Source organism: Bacteroides sp. RCH18 (assembly GCF_058231005.1).
Genome location: NZ_JBIPTC010000001.1, coordinates 2,725,040 through 2,740,033 on the forward strand (window position 1 = coordinate 2,725,040; position 14,994 = coordinate 2,740,033).

Annotated in this window: 9 protein-coding genes and 1 tRNA gene; 3 read left to right on the plus strand and 7 right to left on the minus strand. The window is 38.6% G+C overall.

The genetic code is table 11. The features are described 5' to 3' along the window. Positions 1-32: 32 nt before the first annotated feature. Entirely contained in the window at positions 33-644 is a 612-nt protein-coding gene (locus ACHLI0_RS10875; protein ID WP_490749158.1) for a TetR/AcrR family transcriptional regulator, read from the minus strand. A gap of 845 nt (positions 645-1,489) precedes the next feature. Here ACHLI0_RS10875 and ACHLI0_RS10880 point away from each other — a divergent pair. Continuing rightward, entirely contained in the window at positions 1,490-2,701 is a 1,212-nt protein-coding gene (locus ACHLI0_RS10880; RefSeq protein WP_234119622.1) for a tyrosine-type recombinase/integrase, read from the plus strand. Positions 2,702-2,782: 81 nt separating this feature from the next. On the opposite strand, the gene ACHLI0_RS10885 is transcribed toward ACHLI0_RS10880, so the two are convergent. From ACHLI0_RS10885 to ACHLI0_RS10910, 6 genes are read right to left on the minus strand one after another with little or no spacing between them, the layout of a single operon-like run. After that, the gene (locus ACHLI0_RS10885) at positions 2,783-6,010 is read right to left on the minus strand and encodes a DUF4906 domain-containing protein (RefSeq protein WP_490749159.1); all 3,228 of its coding nucleotides are present in this window, start codon (positions 6,008-6,010) and stop codon (positions 2,783-2,785) included. A gap of 45 nt (positions 6,011-6,055) precedes the next feature. Next, positions 6,056-7,144: a hypothetical protein gene (locus ACHLI0_RS10890; RefSeq protein ID WP_221647283.1), complete on the minus strand. Its 1,089-nt coding sequence runs from the start codon at positions 7,142-7,144 to the stop codon at positions 6,056-6,058. Continuing rightward, positions 7,141-8,157, minus strand: coding sequence for a FimB/Mfa2 family fimbrial subunit (locus ACHLI0_RS10895; RefSeq protein WP_054959071.1), 1,017 nt, complete (start codon positions 8,155-8,157; stop codon positions 7,141-7,143). Before ACHLI0_RS10895 ends, ACHLI0_RS10890 begins: the two co-directional genes overlap by 4 nt. Positions 8,158-8,167: 10 nt before the next feature. After that, positions 8,168-10,186 (minus strand): Mfa1 family fimbria major subunit, encoded by a 2,019-nt coding sequence (locus ACHLI0_RS10900; RefSeq protein WP_490749161.1) that lies wholly within the window; start codon positions 10,184-10,186, stop codon positions 8,168-8,170. 54 nt (positions 10,187-10,240) lie between these two features. Further along, positions 10,241-11,659, minus strand: a complete 1,419-nt coding sequence (locus ACHLI0_RS10905; RefSeq protein WP_490749162.1) for a DUF3868 domain-containing protein — start codon at positions 11,657-11,659, stop codon at positions 10,241-10,243. A gap of 18 nt (positions 11,660-11,677) precedes the next feature. Next, on the minus strand, positions 11,678-12,268 hold the full coding sequence (locus tag ACHLI0_RS10910; protein ID WP_490749164.1) for a DUF3575 domain-containing protein: 591 nt from the start codon (positions 12,266-12,268) through the stop codon (positions 11,678-11,680). 792 nt (positions 12,269-13,060) lie between these two features. Between ACHLI0_RS10910 and ACHLI0_RS10915 the strand changes: the two genes are divergently transcribed. After that, positions 13,061-13,133: transfer RNA gene (locus ACHLI0_RS10915), tRNA-Pro, on the plus strand. Positions 13,134-13,346: 213 nt separating this feature from the next. Beyond that, positions 13,347-14,984 carry an alpha-galactosidase D gene (locus tag ACHLI0_RS10920; protein ID WP_490749166.1) on the plus strand — a complete coding sequence of 546 codons (1,638 nt, stop codon included), beginning with the start codon at positions 13,347-13,349 and terminating at the stop codon, positions 14,982-14,984. Positions 14,985-14,994 lie beyond the last annotated feature (10 nt).

The following is a 14,994-nucleotide window of genomic DNA, read 5'->3' on the forward strand; positions in this document are numbered from 1 at the left end:
TAATCATTTGACTAAATTAGTAGCAAAAAAAATTATGCTCTTATACTATTAATGATAAAGCTACTGACGTGCTTACTTCTTTCTTTTACAAAATGACTATATTTTTTATTATCCAATACAATTCCTGATAAGAAATTTTTTGCCATAAACGGGAATAAGGATAATGACAAAATATTAATAAACAGAGAATCAACATCTATCGTTTTTATAATATTGCTATCAATAGCATTCTGTACATCAGCATAAAACATAGACAAATTCTTATTTGCATTCTGCTCTTCTTTATATTTCAAAATAAGAGGTTCAACTAACTTCTTATTAACCTCCAATTCGTGCATAATAAAACCCGGAAGTTTGGGATGTTTAATACCAACACTTATGTAGCTTTCAACCATTAATTCAATTTTATGGAAAATATCTACATCAGAGGTAAAAATCTTATTTAGTCGCTTAAATAGAGTTACAAATGCTTGATTAAGGACTATCTCGAATATTTTTTCTTTAGTTCTATAATAATAATGTAACAATGCAAGATTTACTTCTGCTTTAGAAGCTATGTCTCGCATTGTAGCACCGTTATATCCTTTCTCGAAAAATATTTCACGGGCTGCATCTATAATCTTTTCTTCTACTGATATTTCCATTACTGTTTTTAGTCAAACGACTAATTGCGAACAAAGCTAAAATAATATTTCTTAATATGCAAGGATAATTGAATTTATTCCCTATTTTTGTGCTATAAGAGTTATTTGAAGCAATGGAAAAACACAGCAAACTAAAGAAGTTCGCTCGTTTCTACATCGTTACCCATTGTTATACTCTTCTTCAAAAATCTATTATTCAATAGATTACAATCACATTTCTTGTTACAAAACACATATAATGCCTTTATGAATATTTCAATGAAGAATTAACACATAAAATTGTCTCCAAAATTTCCAAATTATGACGATTCCTCGTATATTTGCAAAAGGAAATGTGTTGTGAAGAATTTCGCCGCAAAGCAGTGCAAAAATTTGGTGGAGCAATAGCGGGAGATTACTTCTTTTTTGAAAATATATCTATAAGAAATACAGCCACTTAAGTCAAAATGACGATTTCTGGTGGCACCACCTTTTAAAAAGCAAGACAATATTAATCCCTGATTTTTTTCAAAATTCAGGGATTTTTCTTTTTCTGGAACAGGTAAAACCAATAGGAATGAGAATCAACATAAATATGATACCATTCTGCAATTGATTTTGGTACAGCATTTATTCAATCATTATCTCATGTTAAGCAACAGCTTTTCGCCCACTTTAAAATTCATTTAATGAACAAACTTTTTCTATAGCAAATATGTTTTCTATTATCCTAAATGAATGATAAATAAAATGTTTCCATCAAGCATTTTTTCTGTATGACAAAGGATTAATTTTATAAAGAGACAGATAAATGCTCATTTGTTATATTCATTTATTTATAGTTTAATATAACAAATCATGTAGATATGGCAACAATAAAAATCAAATTCCGTACCTCTTCCGTGAAAACAAAAGAAGGCGTATTGTTCTATCAAATCATTCATGCCAGAGTAACCAGGCAAATCAATACCGGCTATAAAATTTTTCCTTCAGAATGGGATAAGCATTTGGCTTGCATCATTCTTCCGGACAATAATGACATAAGACGACGTTTTCTCACTCAACTAACAAGCCGAATAGCAGAAGACATGCATAGACTGAAAAATATCATTTCAAAACTTGAACATTCGGGCAATCCTTTTACCTCCGGAAAAATAATAGAGCTATTCCGTATTCCCCCCATCAATAAATACAGTTTTCTATCATTCGCACAAGATCTTATTATACAACTAAAACAAATCGGCAAAGAACGCACTGCCGAGTCTTATGCCTCAGCATACAACAGTTTCAAGCGTTTTATGGACAATAATGGTGACGTTCTACTTGAAGATGTAAATTCCAATCTGATGATAAAATATGAAATATACCTTAAAAACTGCGGTGTCTGTCCAAACAGTTGTTCATATTATATGCGGAATCTCCGAGCAATATACAATCGTGCTGTAGAAAAAGAGTTAACACAACAACAATATCCGTTCAAGTATGTGTATACCGGTATTGACAAAACAGTAAAACGAGCTGTATCTCTAAAAACAATTCGCCAAATACAAAATTTAGATCTGAGCACAAACCCTTTGATGGATTATGCAAGAGACATCTTCATGTTCTCGTTCTACACCCGCGGAATGTCGTTCATTGACATGGCATATCTGAAAAAGAAAGATCTGCAAAATGGAGTTCTGTCCTACCGCAGACATAAAACCGACCAACAATTGTTCATTAAATGGGAAAAGCCCATGCAAAAAATTGTCGATAAATATAACACTATAGAAAGCCCTTATCTACTACCTATCATCAAAAATAACGGTAAAGACCCAAGAAGAGAATATAAAAATGCCTCACATTTGATTAATAGAAAACTGAAGGTAATAGGACAAATGTTAGAGATCCCCGTCACACTAACAACATATGTCGCCCGCCACGCATGGGCAAACATTGCCAAGAGTAAAAATATCTCTATCTCGGTTATTAGCGAAGCTATGGGACATGACTCCGAAAACACAACACGTATTTATCTAGCCTCGTTAGACGCCTCCATAGTAGATAAAGCAAACAGTATTATACTTAAATCATTATAGTATACCAAAAGAGTATTGGCGGGGCTGACCCAAAAGTCAGCCCTTAGTTTTCCAATGCTACATTATTAATAAATAAGATTATCATGGCTCTACACAACGGATAAAGCATGCATCACTTTTAGGCGTTTCTATTTTATTTTCACCAGTAAGAGTTGCGTAAACATTACTTTTAGAAATCAAATTAAAATCAAAAGAGAAGTAATTAATATCCCACGCCATAATATCACTTTCTCCATCGCGCCCTGGTGGATATATCTGCTGTAACCAATAGATAGCCCCCGGACGCATATACAAATCATAAAACAAAGGTTTCTCATCACCTGCCGTCATATTGAATTTATCACTACGTCCAGCAGAATAACGGAGTACAACTGTATTCTTTGTCTCACCATGTATATAGCCCTGACCAGTAACTACGCCCTGCCAATTTTTCATATCACCATATCCTTGTTTTCTATGTCCATAGCCTGACGCTCCTATCGGAAAGAATAGATTCCGCCCATCCGTTTTATTATATATAAAACAACCACGCATACCATATGTGCCGAAACTATCATAACGATATCCGTATACTTCATTGATATTGGAAAGTGTTTCCTCGGCATCATCACCATAGAGTACACCATAGCCCATTTCTATATCCTTGCTTTTATACAATACATTATAATCATCGTAATTGGCAATTTCCACTTCTTTTCCATTAATTTTAGGCTTTTCAAAAGGGGTATTAAAAGGCTGAGATGTGATTTCATCCCACAATTTAGTAGTCCCTTTTCCAGCAATCTCTAGTGGCTTGGCTTTATCATCTTTAAAGTCTTTCGGCTGCACTTCTATCCAATATTCTTTCTCATGTTTATTACTTGACGCATCAATTGGCTCATTCAGATTTCCCCACTTAAACAATGACCCTTCTTCTACCGGCGAATCTGTTTCCTCCGTAGGAGTCTTCATATTAAACGTATGCCAAGCCCGCCCTTCGTCAAGCAAAGCTACAGGAGCATAGCCCTGGCGGACAAATATAAGGTGATTGCAAGTATTGTTGTGATAACTGACACGAATAACGGCATGGCGGGATTCATTTTCTGCACATGTACCATTGAACGTAATTTTGAAATCAATTACTGAACCGGAAAGCCCCTTAAGTGTACCATGTTCATCTATACTCGTGTACTTGTTACTACTACTTTTTTCTAACTTCACAAATCCTTCGTGCGTTGTCGCTGCAACAACAGCTTCCCAAGCCCCCTCGGAAGTAAATTCTTCGAAATTTGTAGCATTCTCCCGTGCCAAACGTTTTAAAACGACATGGAAAGGCTTGTCATTATTATGCCGTCGATATATTCCTTTAGGATTGACTACGCGACGTACCTGGAATATATCAACTATTTCTGTTAATGGCTCACCCTGCGATAAAGTCGCGGTTATTTTTATTTTTGCCTGACGCCGGTAGGCTACATATGGATTATTCCCGGTATAACTAGTTTTTGCAATCATCTGTTTCGCACGTGTATATAAAGGTATACTCATATGAAGTATATTCGTCCCCTCTTCTTTACGCACAGAATAATTACCATATTCAGTATCTTCGTGAATGCCTGGATCTACGGCATATTCGCGATTTCCTCGTTGAGTTCGGTTATAGTATTCCTGGTTGCTTTCTGCATAAACAATACCTGAATCCTCATTACCATCTGCTTTTGTTGTCGTTAGTATGGTTGCAGTAGTACGGCGCAAAGAAAGAAATCCATTCCATACATTCTTGCCTTCCAAATCAAAATGATAATAATCAAAATTATTAGCATCTGCACCAATAGGCGCCCAACCATTGTTGAGTATTTCCGCTTTCACACTTTCCACTTTCGCATAACCAGGATTTATTTTTATAGGCAAATCCATCGTTCTGTTATATAAATAGGAAATATAATAGGGATTGGGCACCTCAATACCTGGTTCCGGTTCAGCATATTCGATATGCCAGTCTGCATCATTTGCAAAATTTTTAAATTTCAATGTAAGTTTATAGTGATGATTACGTTCGGCATCATAGTTTGTTGTAATGTTTTTGCCAAGCATAAAACGGTATTTAATATCACCACTACCTACTTTTTCTTCATTAATAGAACGATAATAAGCGTCTACTTCAATATATGTACCATAAGGTACGTTATCTTTTGGTCTATATTTTGAATAATCTTTGTCCGGCTGTTGCAGATGAGGAGGTAATCCGGGATGATCCAGTTCTTTATCTCCATCTGCATCCTGGCGTTTATCATATGGCTGGTCCCCCTGCATATTCTCAAAGAAAAACAAAGCATCAGCTGCCTCTTCGTGTCCATATTTAAAAGTTCCATTCTCTTCACACGGGTAATAAGCTCTCCCCGTAGCTAAACGTACCGGATAAAATTCGTCAAATGCAGGTGGGGTAGTTCCTGTATAATACTTTATGATTTCTCCGTCTTTTATTAAAGACGATTGTTCATCTTCACTTGGTGTGTTTGTTTTTCCCAAGTAGCAATTAACAGGAATATCCTTTATCTGAACCGATTTCAAATAAATAAAAACTCCTTCTTTCAATCCAGTGGCATCATAAGCAATGGTTACTTTGGAAGCTGCGCGGCGAATCCATGCGTGCAATTCCATATCTTTCTTATTTATAGCTACTCGTGAAGCTTCCGTATTGCGGTTAGCCCCCGCAGGTGCATTCTCTTTTGTTGTGAAGTAGCCAAACATCTGATGGTTTTTAGTAGCTCTTGTCACTTTTCCATCAACAGTTTCTTCTGTCGCGAACCAGTTTTCTGCTTCCCATGTCAGATTAATCGATTTCAGTTTATCGACTGTTTGTATATTATCTTTTTCTAACTCAGCCAAGTTACCCATATTTGCTACCGCATACATATAATAATAGCCGTAAGGAACTTGAGCCAACTTGAAGGTAGCCCGTTTGGTTTTGGCTTCCGCCGTTTTGCCTCCTTCCGCATCTGTGTCTGCACGGTCAATATCATCAACATCGAATCTATCTGTAGTTTCCGTTGAAGCAGTACCTTTCGGAAGAAGATAGTACGATTTCACCAGATTTCCTTCCTCATCATACAGCAACACACAAAGATCATTGATGTCTTTGATTACATCTCCTGCCGTACGAGTGTTTACATCCAGAGCCGGCCGAAGAGGAAGAAACTCTACAGTAGCACTCACACTGACTTCTCCTTCCGGCATTCTTTCGCCTTCGTTGTTCAGCCAATCATCCGTACAGGCAGTCAAGACAAATATCAGCATACCTGTAAGACTATAAATAATGTTGCGTTTCATATTTTCCTGTATAAAGTTATTTAAGGAAATCTTTCCTTTCTTTTTTTATAATCCGAAATCGGGTTCTAGTGTGATTTCGGTATAAGGACGCACATCTACTATGCAATCCATTGCATGTTCATTAATTGTAATATTTACCACCACATGTGTATTTCGCGGCAACTGTGGCAGATTTGGCAAGTAACTTTTCAATTCAGTTCCGTTGACACCCAAAGTCAGCAGATAAGGATTTTCCTTATTGTTGTCATCACTATGCTTCCCCTCCAACAGGTAAATCGGTTGCTCATTAGTTTTCGTATTTTCATCTCCCGGAAGCAGTTGCCCTTTAAACAACGATGACGCATCATATGTATAATACCCTTTCAAAGTAGGAACATCGAAACTATTTATGTCCCAGAACTTTGTTCCCTCCGTCATTTCTCTCTCTATATATGTAGCATTGTGTGGCAAGTAATACTCCCTTTCTGCCATTTTATCAATAGTCAGTTTCGTGATTTCTATGGACCGACTGCTTTTATTCGTTATATTGAAAGTAAATTTAACAGCCGCTCTCATTATGGAAAGCTCACGTTCACAATCCTCGGCAGGCACATCTACCATATAAAGTCCACTCATCGGCAACGGACCGTCGATTCGCTCCATATTACTGCCTAACCGAATGGTCAGGCTGGATATATAATCCGTAAAGAATAAGCTTCCGGGCTGAATTTTCTCAAAATCACACTCTACCAATTTACGTTTCGGAAAAAATCCCGTTGTCTTTATTTCCGTAGCTTCATTTGCAAACAAATAAATTCGTTTCTTTTCGTTTCCGATAACTTTCATCGGCTCGCTATAACAATCGGTAGATGCAACCTCCAAATTGTAAATCCGGTTATGTTCCACTATATTATCATTGTTACGTACAACAATAATACGCAACGTTTTCATCTTTTCATTATCATTTACCGGAGCCTCTGGATAGATGTCACTGGCCCGTGTACCCGATTGCGATATGTCAGACAGGGCAACGCTGATATTAAGATTCACTAACGGCACTTCCCTGTCAAACATTTCACTATCTGCATCATGAGCACACCCCCGAAAAAGAAGAGAAATAGCCCATGGTATAATGATATATGCGATTTTCTTCATTGTCCTATATCGTTGATTCTGACAGTCCAATCGTTTATCTTAATATAAGTTTTAATCCATTCAAGATTCGGGCTTAAGAAGAATATCATTGACCATTCACTTTCACGATCGAGGAACTCCTGCGAATCCATGCTTGCATACAGATCACTCTTAAGCATAAGCAAATAGTTAATAAGTGGAATATTGATAATTTCCACACCATCTGCTTTGCGACGCACCGTCAGCTTAGGCGAGTACCAATCACGCACCATCAACCGTGAAGTAGATAGTTCGGCATAAGCTACCACCACTTCTCTTCCCTCATCAGTGAATCCTGCCGAAGCTTGCCCTTGTGCCCATGGAGTGTATGTCACCATACCATTCTCAAGCAAATTATTATCATAACTGAACAGTATGTTATCATCGGTAATTTCAAATTCAAATTTCTTATCATCTACCGGCTCACCATTCATTTGTTGCAACACAACACGAATATTATTGGTGTTCTTCATCATCTCAACGGTGCCTTCACTGTAAAGGTCGGCAGTAGCAAGAGTAAGTTCACCCCAATACAAACCGTGCAAGTTCTTTCGTTTAGGATTTGTCAAGCATTCCGAATCTAGTTCCACTTGCAAATCGGTATATCCAGTTCCTTCTCCGGGGGTATACTTCATAAGGAAAGAGCTCTTATTACAAGCCAGACCACCATAAGCTACGAAATGATAATTTCCTTGTTTGAGGTCCAGCTTCATGCGATAGTTCTCGTCCTGCAACTCCGTACCCGTCACTATGCGAGTATCCACATAATTGCCATTTTCATCATAGACCAGCAATGTCAGACAATCCACCTTCTTAGCAAATGCATTGGCATATTCCATATTGTAGTCGTAAATGAAGCGTAGTGACACGCCATGCGGACATGGAGCAAGATCTTCATAAATACGCTCACACGATGAAAAGGCAAAATTTATCAGTACGATGCCAAGCACCGTACTGATAAACCCTGAAATTATATTTCGTTTTTTATTATGCATCTTTGGTTTCTTAGAAATCGATATTATTGACACGAACTACCCAAGGCAATACATCTACCGAAACTGTCAGATAAATATCACCTCGCTCATCGGGAGTATCAGGACCTGGGTTATCAGGGTCATTATCTGAAATACGTGGATGCCCAAGACGGGAAATGTTAGTTACAGCAAGTTTATAAACATTGTTGCGAACTACAGCGAACTCCATCGGAGCCATTTCACCTTCCACACCATTGTCATTGTGGCGATTCCAATAATAATAGTAGCAATAATAGCCCCAACCACCGTCTTTGTCCTCGCTTGACTGATAGATGGTTATGCCGGCATCAGTAGCTGCTTGTCTGAAATCACTGAGATAAGAACCTTCAAGTGTTTTGTCGTTTCTGTCCCAAGTGTTCCATTTTGAATTAGCACTACTTTCATCTTGAGGGCTAGCATCCCCTTCCTCACCTGTACCACCGGTACCATATACAGCCACATAAAGCGGATGAGAACGACTCCATGTTTTGGTCTCTTCGTTGTATGCAACAGCTTTCACTGCTTTTCGCACATTTGGCCAACTTACATACAAATTGCCGCCGAACATATAAATAATCGGATCTTTATAAGAATCCTTCATTAAACCAGTAGCAGTGTAATTAATAACTTCTGCCAAGTGCCTGGTATCTTCGTCAGTGCTAGCGGCAGCAGCTTCAGTAGCTACCATTTTTCCTTTGAAAACAATACCGGTTGTTATACCGTTTACCTGCCTGTCAACCGGTCCCGGAATTGTATTTTCAGTTACATACCGCCATATACGATAGTCACCATATTTGTTACCAGTATTCCAGCTATTATCTGTATCTTCTTCACCCCCAAGAACCGTAGATAATAGATGCGTGTTCCATTGATCTTGCTTTGTATTGTCTATTGAGCCGTCAGGTTGAAAGAGAGGGTAATTAAAATACTCTCCTAATTTCTTAGTCTCAATGCCTTGATTCTTCTCGGTTGCCCACACATCCACGACATAATTACCATTAAGATGAGTTTCCCCACCTCCCACAGCGGTAAACCAGGGCTTTTCCGGGCTGCAAAGACTAGCTTGTGCCGGAAGTCCATTATCAGATACACGACGCAAATAATAAAAACTATTATTCATATTCACCAAAGCCATTTTACCTAATTCAACGTTTACAATGTAATCCCCAGGTGTTCCGTCCGGCGCAATATCTTGTACAACCGGATAAGTGTTGCCTTTCTGAGGACGTATATTTTCAGGCAAACTGCGACTACCATCTCTAAAATCGAAACGTGCCATTGCGCGTTCTACTTTCACTGCACCACCTACACTGTTGTCTACTTGTGACAAGCTTCTCGCATTGTTTATTCCGGAAAGATTAAACGGAGTGGCTTCATTATATAACAACCAGTCATTCATCGTATTAGGGAGCAAGCGCTTAGCTATGGAATAGTTGGACATCAGAAAGCTGCCACCTTCATTCTTGCTCCATATCTTTCCTAATTCCTCATCGTCACCCTTGCAAATTGCATTATACCATGTCGTATTCTTATATTCAGTTTTACTAATAAGTTCTACCAATTCATCTGTCGGGTTACAAAATATAAATACATTCACTTCCTTTTTATCAGTTGGTGTTTCTGTATCATTATAGAACTGAGACAATTGCGTTTTAGTTATTTCGGAAGTCCCAATATAAGCCTGTTTATTTGCGGATTGTTTCATCTTGTCCGACATGTCACCAAAAGCAATGAATGCATTATCCGTGCTGCGGGCAAGTACCACATACATTCTTTTCACATTGTTCTCATAATCTTTACCGATTTCGACACCAACATTGCTGCCACCACCTTCAACCGTATTACTACGCGAACCAGGTACAGACGGCATAGTTACCTGTACTGTCATGTATGCCTTATCTCCCTCATAAACAGTAGGGTCAAATTCTGTTTCACCTAGTTTATCCTCAGCACAACCTGCTGTGAGAACTACGGCAAAAAGGCATAAAAAATACTTGCTAATTCTTTTCATAATCTGCAACTTTGAATGAATTAATAATTTCTATGTTTTTATATTTAGATCCTGTTAATGTTTTATCTCTTCTATTTGCTTTAACATCCCCTCTGCATCAGCCAGCCCCCTATGTGCAGCTTCAGTAAACATTTTCTCTGCCATATCAAACTCCTTCTTCAAGGCAGCGTATGTTCCCCGACCATAAACAGCCTGTGGTGAGTTTCCAGCTTTCTTCAGATAATATTCCGCATTCTTCATATCCCCCCTGGCCATTGCGGCATTTGCAGCATTCAGATTAGCCACTTCATCATCAGGGAACATACGTACAGCGACTTCGAATGTTTCATTATATTCTTCACTCCCCAGTTTCATATCCTGTGCGGCAAGATACATCTCATTCAAACTTAACTTCTGTGGCTGTGTTTTAATCAGACGCTTGATTTCGTTGATATCAGTATAGGTACGCACTTCATATTTGACTGCATAGTCTGAATGACGAAGCCCCGGATAAACCTCTTTCAGTAAGAATGCATAATCTTTGGGAAAGGCAGTCTTGATGCTACGTTCTTTTGCATCCGGTTCCTGGTTACTGCGGATTAATGCCAGAATACCTGCTTTGTTTTCGAGATACGAGTTTTCCACATAACGTTCGAGTCCTGCCCAATCTTCCGGCTCGTAATCGGTAATGAATAGTGAATCGGCAAAATCGTACTGTTTGCGTACATACTCTTTCAATGTCTTCGTTCGTCCCATCGCCAGACGTTCATTATTCGAATAGGGACTTTCAGGCGAAGCATATCCTTTGATGCTGACAGAGATAATCCGTGTATCCACATCATTCTTCACCGCATCAATAGTATTAAGTATCTTTTGTAATTCAGCCGGATTACGACGATAATTCTCATGGATTTCTGTTCGGTTCACAGGAAAGTCAATATAAGCCGAACCTTCCAATACATTAATTTTTGGTTCTGCTTTCGGACGAATGTATACATAGGCAGGCACAAATTCTTTCGGCTCCAACTGAAGCACCAACAGAGGCTCGTTGCCATCAACAAGTGCCTCGCCGCAACAACCGCATGTTTCATTGCCCGTACTGAGCGTGGCACGTTTCATCCAATCGGCATAAGGTACCACTGTACGATATTTGACCACAGATACTTTGCTTTTTTGATAAAGCATCATATCATCCGTACACAAGCCATTGCGCAGATGATGATAATAGCGGTTGCGACCAGCTATCATCACCGAAGGTAAGTTCAGTTCATTACCTTCTCCTGACAGTCTAGGCGTAAGAATCACTTCACGGTTACTTTTTACACTCAATGCCGAAACATCAATATCCATTGATACGAACAATTTATCTTCCGAACGAGACACGGCAAGGTCAGATACTGTCACATTACCGCCCATTATTGTTTGAGCCTTTGCTCCTATCATCAAGAGTAGGAGTAGCAAACTACTACAAAGTATTTTTGTTGTTCTATTCATATCCGTAATTTGTGTGATTTAAAAAGTATATATGAGATTGACTGCCGCTTTTGTGGGCCCAACATAATTATGCGATTTTCCATCGGCTATTTTTGTACCGCATTGGGCACAGGGATAACTGTCGTAGCGAGTATAAATCCAGCCCAAGCCTAACTCCGCTTCCAAATTCCAACGTTTGTTCAATATCCACGCATAACCATACGCAATGCCACCACCGGCAAACCAACCTTGATAACGACGATCAGAAAGCACAGATAAATCTGTTCCAAGAAACGAAATATGATTGTTCAGATTACCAATGTTATACTGCCCACCCAAAGCATGAACACCAACAAAATGACCAGCGAAACGATCACAAAACCAATAACGTCCTTCTGGTTGCAGAAGCCAATGTTTCCACTTACGCTCATGTGAAAAAGTCCAGCCATTATAGTTAGCGGAAAGATCAAATGTCCATTTCGGAGCAAGGCCAACTTCTATTCCTGCATTAACAGTTGCAGTAACATCATACAATAAATTGCTTTTGATTGCTACTTTCTGACAATGTACTTCTGTGCAAAGAAGCACAAAAATCAGAATTGCATACAGTTTCAATTTGTTTTTTTTCATATATATAAGTATTATATATTACTAAATTCACACATACACGCATATAGCTCGAACCACATTTGTCCTATATATCGGAAATAGAAATATTTTAGACATGCGTTATATATCAAATCAATGTTACATATACCTTTTCAACACCCCTATATATATGAGTAGAAATAAATGACATTTCAAATATATCTCTTCTTAAGAGATGTATCCAACCTGTTGCAAAATTATATAAAATATTGTAAATGACAATATAAAATATAAACTTTTTTTTTAGCTAAACTATTAAAAACTAAGGATTTGCAAAACTTTGTAATCTATACATATTTCTAGTTAATTCATTATTCGTTGAAATATTATTAATTAATTATTAACAGATTGGAAACTTCTCTTAAGAAGAAAGGTATTAAAATGTATATATACTAGAACTAATATCCGCATATATTCAATTTTGTATATTGCCGGTATACCTAATAATGAATATTTCAGTTTCTCATTAGGAGATAAACTCTTTGTCTAAAAAACCAGCACCAAAGAGAAGGACACGGGATATAGTTTTGTTCTTATCATCATAAAAGAATACATTATAAAGTTCCCTCCAAAAAATATTCCTATAGTATTTGGATAAATCGAACCTTTTCCATATCTTTGCACCGTCAAAAAAATAAGAGCAGTATAAGTTAACATTTAACATATATACAATCTATTTATTTGATTATAATGTGATAGAAATTGTAATGTTAATCAGAGTTTTACGAATAAAAACTTTCAAAGCTCAATTTTCAACAACATCACATTCAAGAGCGGAATGTAGCGCAGTTGGTAGCGCACTACGTTCGGGACGTAGGGGTCGGGCGTTCGAGTCGCCTCATTCCGACAAAAGCGACAAATGATTTTATCATTTGTCGCTTTTTGTTTTAATTCACTTTGGTAACGTACTGATAATCCATCAGATAATTCAATAATCAAATTCTTTTTCGTTCGATTCCTCCCTATTTTCAGTTTAATTTATTTGCACGCCAATAGATTCATTTATATCTTTGTTACCAATATTTTATTTAATCCCATTAATTCATCAACCTGTTACATCATGAAAAACAGATTCCACCTTTTAGCCACAGCGGTAGTTTCCTTGTTATGTGTTAGTTGTACAGAAACTCAGGTTTCTCAATCCGGAAGTGAAAAAGCAGTCAATCCCCCTATTATGGGTTGGAGTTCATGGAACGCCTTCCGAGTAGATATCAGTGAAGATATTATTAAAAATCAGGCCGACCTGATGGTTAAAAAAGGTCTGAAAGACGCAGGATATCACTATATTAATATTGATGATGGTTTCTTCGGCGAACGAGATGGCAATGGAAAAATGCAGACCAACAAAAACCGTTTCCCGAATGGAATGAAACCGGTTGCCGACCATATACATAGTCTTGGAATGAAAGCCGGTATTTATACAGATGCGGGCAACAACACTTGCGGTTCTATCTGGGACAACGATCATGCAGGAGTAGGTGCCGGTATTTACGGACATGAGCAACAAGACGCCCAACTCTATTTCAGCGATTGGGGATTCGACTTTATCAAGATAGACTATTGCGGCGGAGATGTACTGGGCCTGAATGAACAGGAACGCTATACTTCCATCCAGAACAGCATCGACAAAGTAAACAAGGACGTCTCTGTCAACATCTGCCGTTGGGCTTTTCCCGGCACATGGGCAAAGGATGTAGCTACTTCATGGCGTATCAGTGGTGACATCAATGCGCATTGGGGTTCATTGAAATATGTGGTCGGCAAAAACCTATACTTGTCTGCCTACGCCAAAGACGGACATTACAATGACATGGATATGATGGTCATCGGTTTCCGCGACAACAGCAAAGTAGGAGGAAAAGGACTTACCCCGACAGAAGAAGAAGCTCACTTCGGCTTATGGTGTATCATGAGCTCACCCCTGCTGATCGGATGTAATCTGGAAAGTCTGCCGGAATCTTCTCTTGAACTGCTGACAAACAAAGAATTAATCGCTCTGAACCAAGACCCGCTAGGCTTGCAGGCATACGTAGCACAACATGAAAACGAAGGCTATGTACTGGTAAAAGACATCGAACAAAAACGTGGAAATGTACGTGCCGTTGCTCTTTACAATCCATCGGACACCGTTTGTAGCTTCTCCGTACCTTTCTCGGCACTGGAATTTGGCGGGAACGTAAAAGTACGTGACTTGGCAAAACGCAGTGATTTGGGAAATTTCTCTGATGTCTTTGAGCAAACGCTTCCTGCACACAGCGCTATGTTCCTCCGCATGGAAGGAGAAACACGTCTGGAACCGACATTATATGAAGCAGAATGGGCATACCTGCCAATGTTCAATGATCTCGGCAAAAATCCGAAAGGCATCATATATGCTGCCGATCAGGAAGCTTCCGGAAAAATGAAAGTAGGTTTCTTGGGCGGACAACCGGAGAATTACGCAGAATGGTCGGAAGTATACAGCGCAGACGGCGGACGTTACCAAATGACGGTTCATTATTCATTCGGCAAAGGAAGACAACTGGAGATAGATGTCAACGGCATCGTAACCAAAATCGATTCGCTGGGAGAGGATGACAAGCACAATCAAGTAACAATCCCCGTTGATCTGAAAGCCGGTTACAATCATATCCGTATGGGTAACAGCTACAACTGGGCACCGGACATCGACTGCTTTACGCTTACCAAAGGAATGTAACAGACTGAAA

Excerpts from the sequence above, each read along its gene's own strand:
- ACHLI0_RS10875 (WP_490749158.1), bottom strand. The coding sequence starts at position 644 with ATGGAAATATCAGTAGAAGAAAAGATTATAGATGCAGCCCGTGAAATA.
- ACHLI0_RS10880 (WP_234119622.1), top strand. The coding sequence starts at position 1,490 with ATGGCAACAATAAAAATCAAATTCCGTACCTCTTCCGTGAAAACAAAA.
- ACHLI0_RS10885 (WP_490749159.1), bottom strand. The coding sequence starts at position 6,010 with ATGAAACGCAACATTATTTATAGTCTTACAGGTATGCTGATATTTGTC.
- ACHLI0_RS10890 (WP_221647283.1), bottom strand. The coding sequence starts at position 7,144 with ATGAAGAAAATCGCATATATCATTATACCATGGGCTATTTCTCTTCTT.
- ACHLI0_RS10895 (WP_054959071.1), bottom strand. The coding sequence starts at position 8,157 with ATGCATAATAAAAAACGAAATATAATTTCAGGGTTTATCAGTACGGTG.
- ACHLI0_RS10900 (WP_490749161.1), bottom strand. The coding sequence starts at position 10,186 with ATGAAAAGAATTAGCAAGTATTTTTTATGCCTTTTTGCCGTAGTTCTC.
- ACHLI0_RS10905 (WP_490749162.1), bottom strand. The coding sequence starts at position 11,659 with ATGAATAGAACAACAAAAATACTTTGTAGTAGTTTGCTACTCCTACTC.
- ACHLI0_RS10910 (WP_490749164.1), bottom strand. The coding sequence starts at position 12,268 with ATGAAAAAAAACAAATTGAAACTGTATGCAATTCTGATTTTTGTGCTT.
- ACHLI0_RS10920 (WP_490749166.1), top strand. The coding sequence starts at position 13,347 with ATGAAAAACAGATTCCACCTTTTAGCCACAGCGGTAGTTTCCTTGTTA.